Below are 19,804 nucleotides of genomic sequence, written 5' to 3'. Positions count from 1 at the left end.
CAGGGGGCCCGCACCGTGGGCGGCGCCAACGGAACGCCTCAATCAACCCTGCAACTCCTGCCGGACGCCCACGGGGTGCGAGATGAGCTGGCTCAGGCACCGCGCGCGGCACAGGCGGGACGTCTCACCTGACCTCAGTCCCGCTCTCCGAGGGGCGCGTGATCGGCGCTCAGGGGGTTGTCGTTGCGTCCTGGCGAGTGGGCTACGGACCAGGCTTGAGTGAGTGTCAGGTCCATCATGCCTGATCGGAGGCACTTTTCGGTAGGACGTAGCGCACGCCCGTTCGGTCTTGTTGCAGGTAGTGCCGTGCCCTCAGAATCGTCATCATCCACTCTCCGGCCAACGTGCCGGCATCCGTCATCGGCTGCCGGTGCGTTCGCCGTGCTGTCTCGCCGTGTGACAAGCGCTGGCTGGGGGGTGGGTGGGACAAAGGGGATCGATGGATCACGACATGGTTGTGCTGGCGAGGGTCAGACTGCTCAGTGCCAACCGGCGGGTGGTGCGAGGCGCCGAAGGGCTGTGGATCTACCGTCTTCTGACACAGGTCGATCCGGAAGCGTACGGATCGAAGCTGGCGTACGTCCTGGTGGAGGAGAGTGGCTCACCCCTGGTGCGGGAGATGCCTGAGCAACGGCTGGCGTTGTTGGACGAGGCCGTGGAAGCGGCGAAGGCCCTCAGCACGCTGAACCCCTACCGGGCGAAGATGCTGGCGAGGGCACTGACCGCCAGGCAACGGGAACTTGAGGCTCGACCGGCGAAACCGCACGCATCCGGGCAGGAGCATCGGGCGGTCGTTCCGGATGAGCGGCGAAAGCTCGAATGATCCCGTAGCCAACTGACGTCGGCTTCCCGGTCGTTGCAGGTAAGGAAGGTCGAGACCAGTTGTCCGGCTGGAGCGGCGTCGCGTCCTCAGATGTAGGGGTGTGAACGTGGGGCCCGGGCCTTGGCCAGGGCCCCATCCGCCCGATGCGTGGTGCTGGGGGCTCATGGCCGCTGTCCGCTACAGAACAGCGGCTCGCTCGGGGTGTTCTGACTGTTCGTCGGGTTTGCGCGCGGCAGGCTCGCCTTCTACTGAGACCTCTATGGGCTGAGTCTTGCTGGCTGAGACTTCCGCTTCCTCCGTCGGGCTGGGCTCGTTGCTTGGGTCTTCCGGCCCGGTGGGCGTACATGGACGCGAGACGGTGCTGGCGAGGTTCGTCACGCGCTATCTGCTGGGCTTCCTTATGCTGGTGCCGGGTCAGGTGATCAGTGCGGACGTACTGGCCTTCATAGAAGGCGCGGTGAGCGCGCTCGGTGCGGGGGACGAGGAGCAGTGGGGATGACCGTGCGCGTGCTGAGGGCGGACGAGCGATCGGCGGTGCCGTGGAAGAACGGGGGCGGGCTGACCCGTGAGGTCGCCTCGGCACCCAGCCAGGCAGGGATGTCGGACTTTGTGTGGCGGGTCAGTCTCGCCGACGTGGCCGAGCCAGGTCCGTTTTCGCGCTTTGAAGGTGTCGACCGGATCATCACCCTGGTCGACGGCCCCGGCATGGTGCTGACCGTCGAAGGCACCTCGCACACCGTGGCCGAGCGGTACGCCCCCTTCCCCTTCTCCGGGGAGGCCACCACCGACTGCCGGCTGCTCGGCGGTCCGCTTGTCGATTTCAACGTGATGGTCCGGCGCGGACGGGCCACCGCGCACGTCGAGATCGTGCGCGACTGGGTGGCGGTCTCCACTACCGTGGAGACGACGCTGCTCGCGGTGGTCTTGGACGGCTCTGCTGTTTTCGAGGGGTCCGGCGTTGTCCTTGACCGCTTCGACGGCGCACTGATCACCGACGACGTCCGTGACGAGGCCCTCAAGGTGACCGGCGTTGCCGCGCTCGTCACCTTCACCAGCACAGTTGCGGGTAGATAGTAGATAGCCGGGGTCGGCTACGACCCACGCCGCGGAAGTGGCGCAGGAGTCCCGTACTACGTCCTCGCGGCATCAGGATCAGCGCCCGTCCACCGTCGCCGCCAGCCCGATCGACCCCTCCGTCGGCTGCCCTGCGACCGCCCCTCCGTGGCGGTGGTGCAGCCGGTGCACCTCCCAGCAGGACAGGACGATGGCGAGGGACGGCGGCACCGGTTCGTGGATGTCGGCGGTGCGCACACCGACCATCGTCTGGCTCCACCACCACAACCATCGTCGGCCCCCCCACCGCCAGTGGTGATCAGCCCCCGGCCTCACGCCTCCACGCCGGCGTCGGCAACGTCATGACCGACTACCGCCAGCGGCCAGCACCGCCGCGAGGCCTTCTTGCAGATCCTTGACGAAATACTCGGGAACCTCCAGCGACGGGAAATGTCCCCCGGTTTCGGGCGACCTCCATCGGACGATCTGTCGGAACCGCTCCTGCGCCCAGGCGCGCGGATACTTCTCGATGTCGCGGGGATACGCACTGATTGCTGACGGGACGTCGACCCGAAGTTCGGGGTCGAGCGAGTTGTGGCTTTCGTAGTAAATGCGGGCTGACGATGCGCCGGTCCGCGTCAGCCAATACAGGGTGACATTGTCAAGAACGCTGTCTCTGGAGATCGTCTCGAACGGGCTGTCTTCGGTATCTGACCACTCAGCGAACTTGTCAAGGATCCAGGCGAGAAGCCCGACTGGTGAGTCGACGAGCGAGTAGCCGATGGTCTGCGGTCGGGTCGCCTGCTGTTTCGCGTACGCCGCGTGGTGGCCCCAGAAATTGCGGGTCTCCTCGGTCCATTTGCGCTCGGCTGCCGTCAGCCCGTCCGTTGTCAACCCGGGCGGTGCCTGCGCGACCGTTGTGTGGATGCCGAGGACGTGCTCGGGGAACCTGCCGCCGAGGATCGTGGTGATCACACCTCCCCAGTCGCCGCCGTGGGCTACGAACTTGCTGTAGCCGAGCCTTCCCATCAGTTCCACCCAGGAGGCCGCGATCTTTTCGGTTCCCCACCCGGTGGTGGCCGGCTTGTCGCTGTGACCAAAACCTGGCAGCGACGGGACTACGACGTGGAACGCTGGTGCGTCCGCGCTTTTCGGATCAGCCAGTTCGTCCATTGCATGGGTGAACTCGGCAATGCTGCCTGGCCAGCCGTGCGTCAGGATCAGCGGGGTGGCGTCTGCGCGGGTGGATCGGCGGTGCAGGAAGTGGATTCCCAGATCGTCAATGGTCGTGCGGTACTGGCCGATCTGGTTGAGGCGCGTTTCGAACGACCGCCAGTTGTACCCGGTGCGCCAGTAGTTCACGACGTCCACGAGGTCGGCGAGAGGAACGCCCTGATCCCATCGGCGCGGGTCGGGCGCGGCGCGGTAGACCGTCTCAGCTTCCGGCAGCCGTGCTGCGGCCAGCCGCGCGCGCAGGTCGTCGAGGTCAGCGTCGGTCGCGTGGGCTTCGAATGCGTGCACGTCGCTGGTTTGAAGGGTCATGAGATGCCCTCGCCGAGGTGAGCTGACGTGGTGACGACGCCATGATCAATGGCGGCCGCAGCGTCGGTGACGCACCAGTGCGTGGCCATGAGACCTCCTGGTCATCGGTGGAACCGGCTTGGGATCTGCAGGAACCGGCTAAGACGGTTCTAACAGGTCTCGATGCCGGCGTGCAACCAGCTAAGGTGGTTCCATGAGTGCTCGGTTCCCTGACTTCCGGCTCGGCAAGGTGCTGGCGACCAGCTTCACGGGGACTCTGTCGGAGCGTCATGGCGACGCTGTGGAGCGCATCCCCACGCCGAACCGGCTCGTCGACTGGCTGGCGGTGAGCGGCCTCGCCGTGGAGTCCTGCACCACCGCCCAGCTCGAACGCGCTTGGGAGCTGCGGGAATCGATTCACGCCGCCGCGACAGCGGCCGCGCGGCGAGACCCCCTCCCGGTGTCTGCTGTCCAGGTCATCAATGACCGCAGCACTCGGGGTCGGGCCGCGGCTATCTTGACGCCCGAGGGCAATCGGCAATGGCGACTTGGCTCGGCTTCCTCCGTGGAGGATGCCCTGGGCGTTATCGCCGCCGACGCGATCAGCATCATCGCAGGCGAACGAGACGGAAAACTGGCCTTGTGCGCATCGCCAACCTGCCAAGCGGCCTTCTTCGACACCAGTCAAAGCCGCACCCGCAGATGGTGTGACATGAACACGTGCGGGAATCGTCAGAAGAAGGCGCGCTTCAATGCCTATAAGCACGAAACCCCCGGACCAGCAAAGTAGTCGTTGCTCTCGGTGTATCCGGGTGGGCCCCACGTCTGCGGCACACTTGTCGCTTTGGGGCACTCCAACGGCACGACCAAGAGGGCGTTTATGCAGGTCCAGCCCTATACGTAGCTCTTGTCCCGGGCATCTCAACCCGCCTGGCGCAGGTTGTGATCGCAGAGACAGGCATCGACATGACTCGGTTCCCCGCTGCGGCCGCTCTGGCAAGCTGGAGCGGCGTGGCTCCGGGGAACAACCAATCAGCGGGCCGGAGTTACTCAGGCGCAACGACCCAGGGCAACGTCTGGCTCAAGGGCGGCCTCGGCGATGCGGCAGCCGCCGCGGCACGCCCCAAGGGCACCTATCTCAATGCTCACTACCGACGGCTGATCAGACGCGTGGACAAGAAGCGCGCACTCATCGCGGTCATGCACAAGATCGTCATCGCCATGTGGCACATGCTCACCAACGATGCTCGCTGCCAGGACCTCGGACCCAACCACTGGCAACAACACCCCCACCAGCCAAACGACGACAGCAACGCCTCATCGCCGAACTGAGCGCACTTGGGCCGCCCGGGGTAGCACCGGCCCTGGCTGAAAGGCGCGTTCCCTGCCGTCAGGAGTCGCTTGCCCGCTGTGAGGCCAGTTCCACGACAAAATCCGGATCCTCGAAGATCGGGACGACGGCTTCTCGTCCAGACCTTCCCCGCTGCCGGCGCGGCCAGGCAGGGGCTCCGCCAGCTGTCTTGCGCCACATGAGGGTTTCGGGCCGTCGTGGACGCCTGGTGCCTGCCGACGCTCATGATGGTGTCAGGGGTCGGTGACGGGATCACTTTCCTGCCTGGTCGGCGTGGCACCGGCCGGTGATTGCAGTGACGCACACCATGAACCCGACCTACGACTTCGAGCACAAGGTGGCGCTCGCTACGGGGGGCGGCGTCCGGGATGGGACTCGTGACCGCCCGCGCCTTCGCCGAGGCCGGAGCCGCGTAGGTGCGTCTGGTGTGCGAGGGGGGTGCACCACGCCTTGTTGGCGCGAGTGCACATGACGCCAACGCCTGGGTGCTGAGCCGTCGCTTGCGCAAAAACTCGAATACGCACTCCAACTTGAGTCATGCCGCACACCATCAGCGACGACCTCGTACAAAAGCCGCAGGAGTGGACCGCGACCCACCAGCAACTGGTTGCACAGCCCGGCCACACTGCACGGAACGCGAGCCCGGTTCCTCACGGTTGCTGATCGCGCCCCGCCAGGCGGATGCGTGCACTGGTTCGAAGAACGGGGCAACCGGGACCGGCTCTCACAGGTCTAGCCACTGATGACACACCATCAGGTTTCGTCGCGCGGGGAGGCGACGAAACCCAACGTCCCAGAGGGGGACTCCATGCGCATGCGCCCAGCTGTCACCGTCACTTTCCTGATGACGGCCGCACTTTCCGCCTCCGTACTTCCGGCTGCCGCTCAAACGGCGGACAGGACCGCTGCCGACGACACGACGTTCACGAACGTCGTGGTCAACGCAGGCAAGGACATCGTGCTCGGCCTGACCACCAGAAAGACCGTCACGATCACGTGGACGGCCCGGGACCCGCAGGGCGTCGCCGCGTCCTGGGCCTACCTGTGGCACGGCCCCAACACCGACGACGCCGACGGCATCCTGCCGCTGTACCCACCGGCGGGAACATGCGTGGTGTCGCCCGCCGACCCGACCACCTCCACCTGCCGGGTGAGCTTCGCTGTGGACGCCGTGCGGGACTTCGACCACAACAGCCTCGCCGGGGCCTGGAAGGTGCTCGCCGGGGCGCAGGACACCAGCGACGACTGGACGGAGACCGACGTCACCGGCACGGCGAACGTCAAGCGGTACGCCAAGGTGACGGTGAACGCCTCGCCCGAGCCGGTGAAGAAGGACAGGACGATCACGGTCACCGGGAAGCTGAGCCGCGCCAACTGGGAGAGCGGCACCTACACCGGCTACCAGGACAGGCCGGTGCAGCTGCAGTTCCGTAAGAAGGGCAGCTCCGTCTACACCGCGCTCAAAACCGTCACCAGCGGTGTCGGGGGCACGTTGAAAACCACCACCAAGGCCAGGACCGACGGCTACTTCCGCTTCGTTTTCACGGGTACTCCCACCACCGGCCCGTCCACGGCCGCGGGCGACTTCGTCGACATCAGGTGACAAACCGCTGCCGTGAGTGCGAGGTCCTGATCGAATGGGCTCGGGGTCCACAGGTCATCGCCACACCTGTCTTCAGGGATGTGGCGATGACCAAGCCGCGTCTGGTCAGGCCTTCGCCGTCGACAACCTCAAACCCGTTCAAGCTCGGTCTTTTCGTTGTGGACGTGTTCGAAGTAGCGGACGCATTCCCAATGCTGTTGTCAAACGGCTGCTGATCGCGGTCGATGGCAAGGCCGTGCGCGGCTCCCGTACCACCACGGCGTGGTCCTGGCCCAGCGGCAGGTCGCCTCCCCGGCGCCAAACGTTTCCGTTCCCGCCGACGCCGTCACATGGCCATAGTCACCAGCCCGACCACGGGCATGGTCGCTCCCAGACGGGTAGGGGCAATGCCAGAGGGCACGGAGCCAGAGGGGAGCTGTGTATGGCGGGGTTGGCTGTTCCGCTGTGGGACGTGAGCAATGGGCAGGGGCCGCGGCAACTGGCCGAGCTCGGGCTGGCGTTGCTGCTGTCGAGCCTGATCGGCTGGGAGCGGGCGGCGCAGCAGAAAAGTGCCGGTCTGCGTACCCACACCCTGGTGGGCATCGCCAGCGCACTGATGATGGAGGTCTCCCAGCACGGCTTCACCAACGTCCTCGGCCTGGACAACGTCTCCTTCGACCCGTCCCGCGTGGCGGCCCAGATCGTCTCCGGCATCGGCTTCATCGGTGGCGGCCTCATCTTCGTACGCCGTGACGCGGTACGGGGGCTGACGACCGCCGCCACCATCTGGCTCACCTGCGCGGTCGGCATGGCCTGCGGTGGTGGCCTGCCGATCCTCGCCCTCGCCGTCACCGCCGTACACTTCCTCGTCGTGCGCGGCTACCCTCTGCTCTCCGCCCGCCTGATCCCCGGCACCACCACCTCGGCCTTCGAGGTACGGCTGACCTACCGCACCGGCACGGCACTGCTGCCCCAGCTGATGGAGACATGCACCCGAAGAGGCTTCCGTATCCAGGAGGTCAAGGTCGGCCGCCTGCCGGACAATACCGATCCGGCGGCACAAGTGCTGCTGCGGCTGGAGGGCAGCGCCGACGCTGGGCAGTTGACCTCCGAACTGTTCCAGAATGACGGCGTGACCGACGTTGAATTGACCGCCACTACCGACGACGAGTAAGTGGGCGTGCGATGTTGACTCACACTGATCGTTTCAACCGACTTTGGCCCATATGTCACCAACCTGCACGGCCTGATACACCTGAAAGGTTCCTATCAATGAGCCTTTGCCAACCGGGTGAGCTGAGTGGCGTCTGTCCTGTCCGATCGAAGCTGAAGGCCAGCAGCACCCTGGAGCCGCGGTCGAGGTAGGGGCCGGGCATCGCCTGCCGGTCGACGATCAGCAGCGTGTTCATCGCCAGCGCTGCCCTCCCATGCGAGCTGGGGGCGTGCTTGGCGCCCTCCGTGCCGCGGTGGGCTTGCGAGGAGCCCATCGCTTCGACCGTGCGCTCGTGCCGGACGGCGTCCGCTCCGGCCAGGCCGGTGATTCGGCACATATCTGGTTCACCCCCGATTGAGGTGGTGCTGTGGCGGCGTAGGGCCAGTTCGAAGGGGGCTGCATGGTCGTCCCGGGCTCCGGAAGCCTCGAGTTGTGATCACCGACCAGGCAGCCGAGACCTGGGACCGAGACCTGGACCACGTCTTCACCACCACGGGGCACCACTTCGGCCGCGTCGAACCACGCCGCCGCTTGCGGGACTACTGGATCCCGCACCTCGGTGAACGCTTTTCGGCGATGGTTGAATTGGTGGCAGGTCGCGCGCAGGTCTGTGAGGTTGAGGGCCGTCCACGTCACACCTACCTCGGGATGCTCATGACCAGGACCTCGCCCCGTGCCGGCCGTCTCGCAGGCTCCGTGGCCTGCGCGTTCATCCTTGCCGGCACCTTGACGAGTGCTGCCGTCGCCCAGCCCGCCGGGAGCGACTCGACCGCCCGCGCCGCCGCGTCCAACTGCCTGCGCGATCAGGTCGCCACCACCCACTTCTGGTGCAACAACAGGGCGGGAATCCGTGTCGAGTGGGACGGAGAGACCGTCGGCTACCTCAACAGCACCACCAACTGGTTCACCTGCCGATACGAGGGCGACCTCACGGGCGGCGGCGGCCCTCACCCCCGCCGCTGGATCTACACGCTCGCCGACAGTCCGCACCGCGCCCATGGCGGCTGGGGCTTCGTGAAGGACAGCGAGGTCTACGACGAGACCAACCCGCTGCCGCCCTGCTGAAGCCGAGCCCGCAGGGGGACTCGCCCCACGGCGAACGGCCCCGCTCCGGCGGGGCGGTTCACGTGTGCCCGCAGCTCCGGGGTCGATCACGGGATACCGAATGCGTTCTGGGCCCCGGCCGGCTCAAGCTGGGCCGTGCCGGCGCCCACCGCAGACGGATCAACACGCCGTCCCGGTGGCCGGGTACGACCACCGGGCGCACCTGGACAGCCGCCCAGCCGTACTCACGCCGCCCCTTCGCGCCCGCGCCGCAGCAACGGCGTTCCCATGCCTGGTCGGGGGCCTGTCCGACGGCCTGCCATGCGCGGGCCGGCCGGGGAGAACAGGGACTTGGGGACGGCCAGGACCTGGTCGCGAGCAACCAGGATGGGCTGAGTCGGACCCGTGGAAACTCTCCGCCAGGTGCGGACCACCGGGTCAGGCGACCGGCGCGGGTCGTTCGCAGGTGGTGGTGACCGTGAGGGTCCGGCCCTGGTGCGCCGCGTCCAGCAGCGTGAGCATCACATCCAGGACGTGCTCGGCGAGTTCGGCGGAGGCGAGGTGGGGGCGGCCGGTGGCCAGGGCGACGGCGAGGTCGGCCAGGCCGATCCCGCGTCCGGCGTGTGGGTGACCGGCGGACACGGGAAGCGACCGCCAGCCGTCGGAGCGGGCCCGCCACACCTCCACCACACCGTCGAAGAGATTGGGGTCGGGCAGCGACAACGACCCCTCTGTGCCGTGCACTTCGATCCTGGGCAGGTGGGCTTCGTGGATGTCGAAGCTCATCAGCAGCGTGGACAGCGCGCCGTTCGCGTGCTGCAGCACCCCGGTGACATGTGTGTCCACCTCGACGGCGAAGCGCTGACCGGCCCGGGGACCACTGGCGATCTCGCGCTCGGCGCGGGGTGTGGAGGCCGCGCCGGTGACCGCGGCCACCGGACCGAGCAGGTGGATCAGCGCCGAGATGTAGTAAGGGCCCATGTCGAGCAGCGGACCGCCGCCGGGGCGGTAGTAGAACTCCGGATCGGGATGCCACGTCTCGTGGCCGGGGGTGGTCATGAAGGCGGTCGCGGCGACGGGCGTACCGATCAGCCCGTCGTCCACGGCCCTGCGCCCGGTCTGGACACCGGTGCCGAGCACGGTGTCGGGTGCGCAGCCGACCCGCACGCTCGCGGCGCGTGCGGCGGCCAGCACGGCAGCGGCCTCCTCGCGGGTGGTGGCAAGCGGCTTCTCCCCGTAGACGTGCTTGCCGGCCGCGATCGCGGCCAGTGCCACGTCGGCGTGTACGGCGGGGATGGTCAGGTTGAGCACGGCGTCGACGTCGTCGCGCGCCAGCAGGTCGGCCAGGTCGCCGACGGCCCGCGCGCCGGACGCGGCGGCCGCCTCTTCGGCCCGCGCGCCGTCCAGGTCGGTGACCGCGGTCAGCCGCAGGGCCTCGGTCCTGGCCAGCGTCGACAGGTACTGGCCGCTGATTCTGCCCGCGCCGGCCATGCCGACCCGCAGTGGTGTCACCTGCTCGCCCACAGCAGCCCCCGTTCGGTGAGCGTACGGACCTCGGGTACATCGAAGTCGTCGGGTTTGTGGCCGATGGCCGACACGAAGACTTTCCCGGCACCGTATGTCCTGGTCCATACGGTGGGCATGACGACGGGATGGGCACGCTCTTCGCCGGCCGGGAAGGTGGTCGTGGCGAGCACATCGATGTCGGGGTCGGTCGCGACCCAGTACTGCTCGGTGTGGACGGCGAAGTCGGCCAGGCCCTCGATGACCGGGTGGCTCGCACGTTCGGGCACGAGTCGGACCGTGTAGTTCACGAAGTCGGCCGGATGCATCAGGAACTGGCCACCGGTCAGCAGGTGGTAGTCGAGGTCGCCGCGGAAGGAGTCGATGATGCCGCCGTGCCAGCCGGCGAACCCGGTGCCCGCCCGCACCGCGGCTGCCAACGTGCGGGAGAGTTCGGGGGCGATCGTATCCATGGTCCAGCACTGGACGACGAGGTCGGTGGCGGCGAGCCGGTCCGCGTCACCGTAGACGTCGAGGGACTCGGAGGTGTCGACCGTGAACCCGTGTTCCTTGAGGAAGGGCACGAACCGTTCGGTTGTCTCCACCGGTGAATGGCCTTCCCAGCCGCCGCGCACGACGAGGGCCCGGCGCCCGGGAGATGAAGAGGGGTTGGTCATAGACCTTGCACACTCCTGACGGTGTCGCGGCTGAAGCCTGGCAGCTCCGGCCTGGCAGGAGACCGGTGCTGCGCCATAACTTCCCGGCAGGCGACCCTCCGATCCCGCCGATGCCGAAGTACTTGCGTGGCCGACGTTCTTCCCAGGCAGCGACCTGCTGGTCATGTCCGCGGACCGCTACCTGCTCCGCAGGTCGGCGGGGATGAGGACCGTAGCCAGTCGAGAGGAACGCGGCGCCTGAGCGACGGACGCATGCGGGCCGCCGAGCCCCCCGGCGACTACAGGCGGCGGCAGACGGGAGCCTCAAGCAGTGCGCCTGCACCCAATACACTGCGGCTGCGTGTCCGTTCCACACAGTCGTGTCGGGGGAGAGTCAGAGATGAGTGCCTGGAATCCGCAAGGGCCGCCGCAGCCGCCGCACTACCCACAGGGTCAGCCTGTGCCGCCGCAGCCGTATCCGTACAACGTCCCACCTCACCAGGGCGGCTATCCGCCGCCTCCCTACCCCTACCCGCCGGGGTTTCCGCAGCCGGTGCCACTCCGCGTCGGAGTGTTCCGCCGAATGTGGCGTGCCGCCGGTCCGATCGCCATCGCGCGCAAGGTGTTCAGACCCTCGCGCCCGGATCGGGTGGAGGACGAGGTGGTCGCCCGGATCCAGAAGATCCGGACGTACGTGGGTCTGGGCGCGGTGCTCTGGGTGACGTACTCCTACAAGCTGGTCGACTCCGCGGGCGATGCCGCGAGCGAACGGCTCAACGACTCCTGGATCAGCATCCTGGTTCTCTCGGTGACGTTCCCGGTCGTCATCGGGGTGCTCGTCGCGCTGGCGCGTCCCCCGGCCCGGCAGCAGTTGCTGCGGCGCGCGGCGAAGCCGTTCGGCGCCGTGCTGGCGATCATCGGCGGTGTAGCCGTGTTCCCCGCCGCTATCCTCACCGGTCTCGCCGACGGCAAGCTGGCCGTCAATCCGGTGATGTCCGTGATCACCTGGCTGATCACGGTGTCGATTCTCGTGTGGGTCCTGCCGTTCATCATCTACGGCATGGGGCTGTCCCTGCTCCACGTCTTCCGTACCGTGGACATCCACGAGACCGTGCCGCCGCTGCTGACGATGACCCTGGTGTGGGAGATGGCACTGGTCAACCTGTTCACCGGCTCCTACGCGGATGTGCCGGCCGGCGTGCGCATCGTCTTCCTCCTCGGAGGCCCGCTGTCGGTCACCGCGGTGGGCCTGTGGGAACTGCGCCGACTGCGCGCCAACTACGGCCTGACGGTACGCGGCTCGCTGATGCGCTGATGCCGCCCGGCCCTTTGCCGCTCGCCCGGAACCCTGCGCGGTGTCGGCGATTGCGGTCAGGGGCAGCTCGTCAGTGGCGGTGGCCGCGCTCGATCGATGGCGCTCGATCGTGCTGCGGCCACCGCCACTGCAGGGGGCTCTCGGTGGCCGGAGATCTCAGACGATCGCCGGTGAGCCGCCGCTGCCTCCAGAAGGCGGGTTACCGCTGCCTCTAGAAGAAGTGCTTGCGTCCGCCGACCGCGCGTCCGGTCGAGCCGAGTATCCACAGGATCGCACCGACCACGATGAGTACTCCGCCGATCGTGGTCAGCAGCGAGAGGCCGACGAGCAGCCCGACGACGAGCAGGATGAGGCCGAGGACAATCATGTCGATTCCGATCTACGCGTCTCTTCGGTGCGCGCGGGCCCCGCATCTCGTCAGGCGCGCAGCACCCTTTCTGCCCGGGGGATCCCGGACCGTTGGACTCTGTCGTGCCCTTTCCCGGTGCCCCCTTCCTGAGAGCTCATGCGTCTGGGCCATGCTCAGGTCGGCATGAACTGGGCGGGGGTCACAGGAAACGGCGGTTCGGCGCGACCCCACCTCTTTGTCACGCTGGAAGACGGAGCACCGCTTCCAGCGGCCCGGCTTGAGAGGCTCGCGGTGCTCCAGGTCTTCGGTGAATCGACGATCCAGTGACGCGGTGAAGGATCGGTCCAGAAGGGGAGCATGACCTCTTCGTCATGCTCCATGGACCGGCGGAGATCATGCGGATGGTCTGCGAGGACTTCGAGATCGACCTGATCGAGTTCAACGGCGAAGAAGACTACCTGCACCTGCTCGTGCACTACCCGCTGAGGGCTGCCGGGTCGAATCCGGTCAACTCCCTCAAGGTGTGTCCTCGCGCCGGTCGCGGCAGGAGTTCACCGGCCGAGCGAACCGGGCGATCAAGCACGGCCGGTTCTGGTCCTGCTCCTACCTGGCCGGAAGCTGCGGCGGTCCGCCGCGCCGGGTGGTCAAGGACCGCATCGGGAAGCAGAAGCGGCCGGAGTGAGCGCGGCTGTCGTCGTAGAGCGATCTGAAGCGATGCCGCGGAACTCCGCTCCGCAGGGCTCAGGATCGGACTCCCTCCGCGCCTGAAGGCGGAGATTGCCTCGGAAGAAGAGGGGGTATCGGTGGTCTGCTGGTGACTTCTTCTCGGCCATTTCCACCGTAACTTGGGGTATGGGCGAAAAACGTCAGACCGTGGTTCGTTCTTTCGCGCGCTTGCCGTGGCTACCGTCTCGGCCATGCGAGACCTGACAGCACGGAACGTCGGCCCGGCCGGGATCGAGATCGCCTACGAACGGTTCGGTGACCCCGGCGCACCGCCGGTCCTGCTGGTCACGGGAGCCGGCGCACAGATGATCAACTGGCCGGAGGGGTTCTGCCAGGCGCTGGTGGAGCGGGGCGTTCAGGTGATCCGGTTCGACAACCGCGACGCCGGCCGGTCGACGCACTTCCACGACGCACCCGTACCGGATTTCCAGGCGGCTCTCGCCGGAGACCTCTCGACGGCGTCGTACACGCTGGCAGACCTGGCGGCAGACTCCGTCGGCCTGCTCGACGCGCTCGGTCTCACCGGCGTCCACGTCGTCGGCTCCTCGATGGGCGGGATGATCGCCCAGATGATCGCGATCGAACACCCGGAGCGGGTCCGCTCGCTGACGTCGATGATGTCCACGACCGGTGAACCCGGCGTGGGTGAGGCCGACTTCTCGGTCTTCGCCGAACTGGGAGCACCGCCGCAGGACCGGGAGGCTTTCGTCGTGTGGCAGGTACGTGCCCTACGGCTCTCCGCGTCGCCGGGCTTCGTCTTCGACGCGCCCGCGGCGACCGAACGGGCCGGACGGGTCTTCGACCGGGGCTACGACGTCCTCGGCCTGCAACGCCAGGGCCTCGCGGTCGTGGCGACGGGGGATCGCACCGAGCGACTGCACGCCCTGCGGGTGCCCACGCTGGTCGTGCACGGCGCCGCCGACCTCGTGTGCGACGTCAGTGGCGGTCGCGCCACGGCCGCCGCCGTGCCGAATGCCGAACTGGTGATCCTGGAGGGAATGGGACACAACCTTCCGCACGAACTGTGGCCCGAACTCGCCTCCCGCATCGCCGCGCACGTCCATCACGCCGAATCAGTGACGGCATGATCTGACCTGGCAGGGAGAATGCGCGGGCGCGGGAACGTAGGTGCAGAGACGGAGTTCGAGGCCGCCCCTCGGTGGCCGCGGCCTTCGCCGTCAAGAAACCGAGGCGCCCTGGAGTCACCGCATGCGGCAAGTGCGTGAGCGGTGATGGCCGGGGTTGCTCTCCTGGCCTGGGGCGAGTGGTCGAACTGGCGCGCTGGTCCCAAGCGTTCGTGGGGAACGCCACGGGGACTGCCGAGGCTGTGTTCGTGCTGGGATACCGGGCCCCAGGGACGAAGGCGAACGTCGTCCCCTGCTGGAGGACGTCGAGCGAATCAAGACCGCCTCACAGGCGGCTCATGCCCTCAAGGCTCGCGCGTACCTGCGTGAGCAGCGCCCCGATCTGGCTGAGCACCTCGTGCGCGGATGACTTGGACTCCTAGCAACAGTGGTGGGCTTGACCTGGTCAGCGGTCGGTGTCGTGCACGAGGCCGCTAGTTAGCAGGACGCGCTCAGCCGCCCAATCGCACGCGATAAACCCGGCGACGTCGGCGATCATCGCCGGGATAGTGGTCGCCCATGGATGAGGTCAGAGTTGTCGTCGCCCATTCCGAGCGTGCGACCCTGCGCGTCGGCGATGTGTTCTTGAAGGTGGACGCCGATCAGGCGCGCATCGACGTCGAGGTCGATGCGATGGCCCTGGTGCCGGTCCCGACCCCGGAGGTCCTGTGGCACAAGCCGCACGTGCTCGCGATCGCCGCGCTCCCGGGGACGACGCTTGGGCTCCTCGGCGGGCCGTCGACCGGGTCGCCGGCGGCGTGGGCCGCGGCGGGTGCCGCCATCCGGAAGTTGCACGACGCGCCCCTGCCGCCCCGGCCTGGCGGGGCCGGCCGGAGCATCGTCGCGCTGACGGCGGATCTCGACGAGGAGTGCGAGCGGCTCGTGACGAACGGCCTTCTGCCCGCCGACCTGGTCTCCCGCAACCGCCAGGTCGCCGAGGCCGCGCTCCGGCCGTGGACTCCGGCGTTCACGCACGGCGACCTGCAGATCGCGCACGTCTTCGTCGACGGCGACGAGGTCACCGGCATCATCGACTGGTCCGAGGCGGGCCAGGGTGATGCCCTGTACGACCTCGCCACCTTCACGCTCGGACACGAGGAGCACCTCGACGACGTCGTCGCCGGCTATGGCACCGCCGTCGACCTCGACGTGATCCGCGCGTGGTGGTCGCTGCGAAGCCTGCTGGTCGTTCGCTGGCTGAGCGAGCACGGCTTCGACCCGTTCGCGCCGGGCTGTGAGGTCGACGTGCTGAGATCCCGGATGTGAGGCTGCGCGGACCCGCTGCTAGCCGCGCGGCGCAAGTCGCACCCCGCCCACGGCGACTGTGCCCTTGTTGCGTCGCGGCGCCAAGGGGAAGCCGTGACTCTGTTGTCCGGCGCCGAAGACTTCAGGTGGGCGGCGGCGCAAGATGATCTCACCGGGCACGAGAGGCGGCCACCCCGTGGCGGAGCCGCTGCCGGCCCAGGACGCCCGACGCACTCCGCCAAGTCCTGCTGCCCCCTTCCTCTGGGCCTCCCCAGGACCGTGCCTCTGAGCTGCATACGTGAAAGGCATCCCGATGACCAATCCACCCGTCCCGGTCGTCACGACCACACCGATGAACATCTCGTCGCAGGCCCAGCCTGTGAGCCCCGACCAGGACTGGCCGACGGACAACAAGTTCCTGCGGGGCCCCTTCGCCCCGTGGACGCAGGAGAGCAGCGGCTACGACCTCCCGGTGGAGGGCGTCATTCCGGAGGACCTCGCGGGCGCCATGTTCCGCACCTCCTCCAACCCCCGATTCCAGCCGCGCAACATGGAGCGCTACCACTGGTGGGACGGCGACGCCATGATCGCGGGGCTTTACCTGCGCGACGGCAAGGCGGCCTACCGCACCAGCTGGGTGGCGACCGACTCGATGAAGTTCGAGGTCGAGCAGGGCGAGGCCGTCTACGGCAGTTTCGTCAACGGCGGTACGGCCGGCCGGCTGCCGAAGGGCGCCCCGCGTGGCAAGAACAACCCCCAGACCAACGCCGGCATCTTCGACGACCACCTGCTGGTCTACTTCGAGGGGGCCCTGCCGACGGCGATGCACCCCCAGACCCTGGAGACCTACGGCTCCTACGACTTCCACGGCGGCGTCGACATCCTGTGCACCGCCCACTTCAAGATGGACCCGGCCACCGGCGACATGCTCTTCTTCGCCGCCACCGGCCCCATCATCACCTGGTATCGCGCCGACGCGAAGACCGGCAACATCATCGACTCCCACGTCATCGACGTCGGCATCCCGGTCCTCATGCACGACTTCGCCGTCAGCGAGAACTACGCGATCTTCTTCGTCGCACCCAACATGTTCCGCCTCGACCTGGCAGCGCAGGGCCGCCCCGGAGTGGTCTGGGACGAGTCGGCACTGCCGCACGGCACGCAGATCGTGCTCATGGACCGCCGTACGCACGAGGTGAAGTGGTACGAGGCGGGCGGCATGTTCGCGCCCACGCACTTCTACAACGCCTACGAGATCGGTGACGAGGTGGTCATCGACCTGAGCCGGATCTCCCGCCTCGGCACCCCCGCCGACCGCCGCACCCCGCTCAGCTCGCACGAGTGGTTCCCCCCGGGCTACTCGTGGCAGTGGCGGATTGACACGGCGACCGGAAAGGTCGGCGACCGGCGGATCAGCGGGATCGCCGGGGAGTTCCCGAAGATCAACGATGACTACGTGGGCAAGCAGCACCGGTACGGCTACTTCGCCACCACCCGCGACCTGGCGACGGACACCATGACCGACGGTCTGGCCCGCCACGACTACCTCAAGGACTCCACCGTCGTCCTGGAAGGACCGGACCCGCTCACCAGCCCCAGCGAGCCGGTGTTCGTCCCCCGGCGCGACGCGCGCGCCGAGGACGACGGATACCTGTTGTCCGTGTGGTGGAACCGTGACACAGGCCTGAGCGAGCTGCTGATCCACGAGGCGTCCGACCTCGTGACCCGGCCGCTGGCCCGGGTCAAGCTGCCCGTCCGCGTTCCGCTCGGCTTCCACGGAAGCTGGGCCGACCAGGCCGTCCTCGACAAGAGCATCGCCACCCTGCGCGACGCGGACTGAGCCGCCGCGGGAGAGCTCGGCTGAGGCGCGGGACGACGGCGAGGGGCTCGGGTTCCGCGTTCAGTCGCCCCGCGCCCCCAGAAAACTGCGAAAAGCGCGCGCCCCTTGCACGGGATGCGGCTGGTGTCTTCAAGGGGCGATGACCCGGCTGATCTCCAGTGCCAGGCGCAGCGGCAGATGGTCCTTCGGCAGGGGGCGGCCCAGGAGCTGCTCGGCGCGTTTGACGCGGTAGGCGACGGTGTTGGGCGCGACGAACAGCTCCTCGGCTGCGAGGCCGCGACTGCGACCGTGGGCAAGGTAAAGGCGCAGGGTCTTACGGAGCTCGGCCGCCTTGTCTCCAGCCTCGCCCAGAGGTCCCAGAACCTCCCGCATGTAGCGTTCCGCGTGCTCGGGCACGGCAGTCAGCAGCGACAGCACAGCGATGTCGGCGTATGCGTACACACCAGGATCACCGAGGGCCTGCGCGACACGCTCGGTTTCCCGGGCGGCCAGGTGGCTGTTGCGGAAGCCCTCGCCGCCCGGGGCGGACGGCCCCAGGGCGATGTACATCCCGGCCGGTGAGCGCGCGATCTTCGTCTTCAGCTCCGCTTCTACCAACGAAGCGAGGTCCTCCGGCGGTTGGTCAGGCCAACTGGCCCATGCCCACAGTTCGAACGTTCCGGTGGGAAGCAGCACGGAGTTGGTGGCCCCCGTGGCGCCGATGAGGTCGACGGCGAGCTGGTGCAGCGATGTTGCGGGGCTCTCGTCGTCCGGCTCGGGCGGGTCCGACCAGAGGATGGCGGCCACGTGGTGGTGGTCGAGGTCGATGCCGAGAGTTCGTTTTACCGTCGCCGGGGTGGCGCGGCGGCCGGCGAGGAGGTCGTCGGCAAGCTGCCGGCGGGCGGCCATGGCGCTGCTGGCCCAGCGTTCCTGCTCCGCCGCGTACTGCGCGGTGAAAAGCGCGGTCAGCTCCTCGGAGTAGGCGAAGGACAGCCGAGTGACCCGTTCGCTCTCGTCCGCCCACCGGTCCGGCTCGACCAGGTGCCGGAGAGCGGACAGAAGCCTTTCGTACGTGTGTACCTGCGAGGTCCACACGCCCCGCAGGACACGGTCCAGCGCCACACCCCGGTGGACCAGGTCGCGGTTGCCCTCGACGGCCTCGGGCGGGACCTCGATGTCGTCGGGTGGGGTGTCGTGCAGCAGCCCCCGCAGGAGCGCGATGCAGCATGCCTCAGCCGATCGGCGTGCCGAACGCAGGCGAGACGGACTGACGTCCGCTTCGGCTGCCTGCCGCGTGTGTCTCGCGCTGGCCCCGGCCGCTGTCTCCACCGCCCAGGCCACAGGACCGGGGCCCAGGTCGGCCTCGGCCTGCGCGACCGTCGCGGGGGAGGAGACCACGGCGGACCGGTCCGGGCCGCCGTCCGGCCGCAACCGTAGTAGCCACTCGCTCGTCAAGGCACTCGTTTCACCGCTCACCGGCACATCCTCCCGTTTCAGCAATGACCTGGTCATCACCTGTCTGTCCCGGCCCGGTCGGCCGGTCAGGGGAACGGCCCGGGCCTGCCAGGTCCGGTCGGCGAGGAGGCCGAGCATGTCGTGGAACTCCCGCTGTGGTGGCCCGGTGCGGGTACGGCGTGCGGTCGTGTCGACCCCTGTGGTGCTGGAGCGGCAAGGGCGTCAGTCTGTGGTGAGGGCCAGGCGTTCGCTGATCTCGCTCGCCGTGGCCCGGACCTTCTGGGCGAACTCCGCCTCCGCCTCCGGGTAGGCGCGGGAGGCGAGGGCTGCCACGCTCACCGCCGCGGTGACCTGGCCGTCCGGGGCTGTGATGGGGGCGGCGATGCCCACGACATCGGGGTCGAGTTCGCCGCGGGTGACCGAGTAGCCGAGGCGGCGGATCCGGGCGAGGCGCTCCATCAGGGCGTCGACGTCGGTGAGGGTGGCCGGGGTGAAGCGGCGCAGTTCCGCCGTCTCCAGCAGCCGGCGGGCTTCGTCCTCGGGCCTCCAGGCGAGCAGGACCAAGGCGGAGGCGCCGGCGTTGAGCGGCAGGGTGCTGCCGCGTTCGTAGGAGATCCGCACCGCGCGGGTTCCGCTCTCGGCGAGGTCGACGCACACGACCAGGTCCCCGGCACGGCGGGTGAGCAGGACGGTCTCGCGCACCTCCTCCGCGAGTTCCTGCATCGACGGCAGGGCAACCTCGGACAGGCCGTAGCTGCGGCGCGCCAGTCGTGCGATCTCCAGGACCCGCAGGCCGAGCCGGAACCCGCCGCCGGGAGCCTCCTCGAGGAAGCGCCCGGCCACCAGGCTCTGCAGATAGCGGTACGCAGTGGACCGCGCGACGCCGAGCCGCTCCGCCACCGCAGTGCCGGAGACGACGAGATGCCTGTCGTCGAACATGGTCAGGATGTCCAGCGCCCGATCGGCGGTGGAGTTGCGCTCGCGGTAGCTGGGGGACGCCGTTCCTGACATGCCGGACACTGTAG

At 68.2% G+C, this 19,804-nt stretch carries 21 protein-coding genes; 13 read left to right on the top strand and 8 right to left on the bottom strand.

The window, feature by feature from the left end; genetic code table 11:
* The first annotated feature begins 439 nt into the window (after positions 1–439).
* From M2283_RS34665 to M2283_RS34655, 3 genes are all read left to right on the top strand, one after another.
* Positions 440–823 carry a hypothetical protein gene (locus M2283_RS34665; protein WP_280880440.1) on the top strand — a complete coding sequence of 128 codons (384 nt, stop codon included), beginning with the start codon at positions 440–442 and terminating at the stop codon, positions 821–823.
* A 358-nt stretch (positions 824–1,181) separates the two neighbouring features.
* Complete coding sequence (locus M2283_RS34660) at positions 1,182–1,322, top strand: hypothetical protein (RefSeq protein WP_280880439.1); 141 nt, start codon at positions 1,182–1,184, stop codon at positions 1,320–1,322.
* Complete coding sequence (locus M2283_RS34655; RefSeq protein WP_280880438.1) at positions 1,319–1,897, top strand: HutD/Ves family protein; 579 nt, start codon at positions 1,319–1,321, stop codon at positions 1,895–1,897. Before M2283_RS34660 ends, M2283_RS34655 begins: the two co-directional genes overlap by 4 nt.
* Positions 1,898–1,975: 78 nt before the next feature.
* On the opposite strand, the gene M2283_RS34650 is transcribed toward M2283_RS34655, so the two are convergent.
* On the bottom strand, positions 1,976–2,143 hold the full coding sequence (locus tag M2283_RS34650; RefSeq protein WP_280880437.1) for a hypothetical protein: 168 nt from the start codon (positions 2,141–2,143) through the stop codon (positions 1,976–1,978).
* A 93-nt stretch (positions 2,144–2,236) separates the two neighbouring features.
* Positions 2,237–3,418, bottom strand: a complete 1,182-nt coding sequence (locus M2283_RS34645) for an epoxide hydrolase family protein (protein WP_280880436.1) — start codon at positions 3,416–3,418, stop codon at positions 2,237–2,239.
* A 193-nt stretch (positions 3,419–3,611) separates the two neighbouring features.
* Between M2283_RS34645 and M2283_RS34640 the strand changes: the two genes are divergently transcribed.
* The 5 genes from M2283_RS34640 to M2283_RS34620 all read left to right on the top strand — a co-directional run bounded on the left by M2283_RS34640 (position 3,612) and on the right by M2283_RS34620 (position 8,608).
* Positions 3,612–4,187 (top strand): CGNR zinc finger domain-containing protein, encoded by a 576-nt coding sequence (locus M2283_RS34640; RefSeq protein WP_280880435.1) that lies wholly within the window; start codon positions 3,612–3,614, stop codon positions 4,185–4,187.
* Positions 4,188–4,222: 35 nt separating this feature from the next.
* Positions 4,223–4,729, top strand: a complete 507-nt coding sequence (locus tag M2283_RS34635; protein WP_348538944.1) for a transposase — start codon at positions 4,223–4,225, stop codon at positions 4,727–4,729.
* Between the two features lie 863 nt (positions 4,730–5,592).
* A complete protein-coding gene (locus M2283_RS34630) occupies positions 5,593–6,351 on the top strand; it encodes a hypothetical protein (RefSeq protein ID WP_280880434.1) in 759 nt (252 codons plus the stop codon).
* 421 nt (positions 6,352–6,772) lie between these two features.
* Positions 6,773–7,504, top strand: a complete 732-nt coding sequence (locus M2283_RS34625; RefSeq protein ID WP_280880433.1) for an MgtC/SapB family protein — start codon at positions 6,773–6,775, stop codon at positions 7,502–7,504.
* A gap of 471 nt (positions 7,505–7,975) precedes the next feature.
* The gene (locus tag M2283_RS34620; RefSeq protein ID WP_280880432.1) at positions 7,976–8,608 is read left to right on the top strand and encodes a hypothetical protein; all 633 of its coding nucleotides are present in this window, start codon (positions 7,976–7,978) and stop codon (positions 8,606–8,608) included.
* Between the two features lie 417 nt (positions 8,609–9,025).
* Here the strand turns inward: M2283_RS34620 and M2283_RS34615 are convergent, their stop codons facing one another.
* Positions 9,026–10,111, bottom strand: coding sequence for a Gfo/Idh/MocA family protein (locus M2283_RS34615; protein WP_280880431.1), 1,086 nt, complete (start codon positions 10,109–10,111; stop codon positions 9,026–9,028).
* Entirely contained in the window at positions 10,096–10,767 is a 672-nt protein-coding gene (locus M2283_RS34610; protein WP_280880430.1) for a ThuA domain-containing protein, read from the bottom strand. Before M2283_RS34610 ends, M2283_RS34615 begins: the two co-directional genes overlap by 16 nt.
* Positions 10,768–11,368: 601 nt before the next feature.
* Between M2283_RS34610 and M2283_RS34605 the strand changes: the two genes are divergently transcribed.
* Positions 11,369–12,061, top strand: a complete 693-nt coding sequence (locus tag M2283_RS34605; protein ID WP_280880429.1) for a hypothetical protein — start codon at positions 11,369–11,371, stop codon at positions 12,059–12,061.
* A gap of 211 nt (positions 12,062–12,272) precedes the next feature.
* Here M2283_RS34605 and M2283_RS34600 read toward each other — a convergent pair whose 3' ends face one another.
* Both M2283_RS34600 and M2283_RS51725 read right to left on the bottom strand, forming a co-directional pair.
* On the bottom strand, positions 12,273–12,428 hold the full coding sequence (locus M2283_RS34600) for a DUF6131 family protein (RefSeq protein ID WP_280880428.1): 156 nt from the start codon (positions 12,426–12,428) through the stop codon (positions 12,273–12,275).
* Between the two features lie 155 nt (positions 12,429–12,583).
* On the bottom strand, positions 12,584–12,886 hold the full coding sequence (locus tag M2283_RS51725; protein WP_348538948.1) for a hypothetical protein: 303 nt from the start codon (positions 12,884–12,886) through the stop codon (positions 12,584–12,586).
* Here M2283_RS51725 and M2283_RS51720 point away from each other — a divergent pair.
* From M2283_RS51720 to M2283_RS34570, 4 genes are all read left to right on the top strand, one after another.
* Positions 12,782–13,120 carry a transposase gene (locus M2283_RS51720; RefSeq protein WP_348538943.1) on the top strand — a complete coding sequence of 113 codons (339 nt, stop codon included), beginning with the start codon at positions 12,782–12,784 and terminating at the stop codon, positions 13,118–13,120. The genes M2283_RS51725 and M2283_RS51720 overlap by 105 nt on opposite strands.
* A gap of 207 nt (positions 13,121–13,327) precedes the next feature.
* Complete coding sequence (locus M2283_RS34585; RefSeq protein ID WP_280880426.1) at positions 13,328–14,224, top strand: alpha/beta fold hydrolase; 897 nt, start codon at positions 13,328–13,330, stop codon at positions 14,222–14,224.
* A gap of 555 nt (positions 14,225–14,779) precedes the next feature.
* Positions 14,780–15,526 (top strand): phosphotransferase family protein, encoded by a 747-nt coding sequence (locus tag M2283_RS34575; protein ID WP_280880425.1) that lies wholly within the window; start codon positions 14,780–14,782, stop codon positions 15,524–15,526.
* Positions 15,527–15,818: 292 nt separating this feature from the next.
* The gene (locus M2283_RS34570; protein WP_280880424.1) at positions 15,819–17,345 is read left to right on the top strand and encodes a carotenoid oxygenase family protein; all 1,527 of its coding nucleotides are present in this window, start codon (positions 15,819–15,821) and stop codon (positions 17,343–17,345) included.
* Positions 17,346–17,474: 129 nt separating this feature from the next.
* Here M2283_RS34570 and M2283_RS34565 read toward each other — a convergent pair whose 3' ends face one another.
* Both M2283_RS34565 and M2283_RS34560 read right to left on the bottom strand, forming a co-directional pair.
* Positions 17,475–18,800, bottom strand: a complete 1,326-nt coding sequence (locus tag M2283_RS34565) for a PucR family transcriptional regulator (protein WP_280880423.1) — start codon at positions 18,798–18,800, stop codon at positions 17,475–17,477.
* A 201-nt stretch (positions 18,801–19,001) separates the two neighbouring features.
* Entirely contained in the window at positions 19,002–19,790 is a 789-nt protein-coding gene (locus tag M2283_RS34560; RefSeq protein WP_280880422.1) for an IclR family transcriptional regulator, read from the bottom strand.
* Positions 19,791–19,804: the final 14 nt, after the last annotated feature.

This window comes from Streptomyces pseudovenezuelae, assembly GCF_029892565.1.
Classification (GTDB): domain Bacteria; phylum Actinomycetota; class Actinomycetes; order Streptomycetales; family Streptomycetaceae; genus Streptomyces; species Streptomyces pseudovenezuelae_A.
Note: the sequence above shows the minus strand (reverse complement) of the source record. Positions and strands in the feature narration are given on the sequence as shown.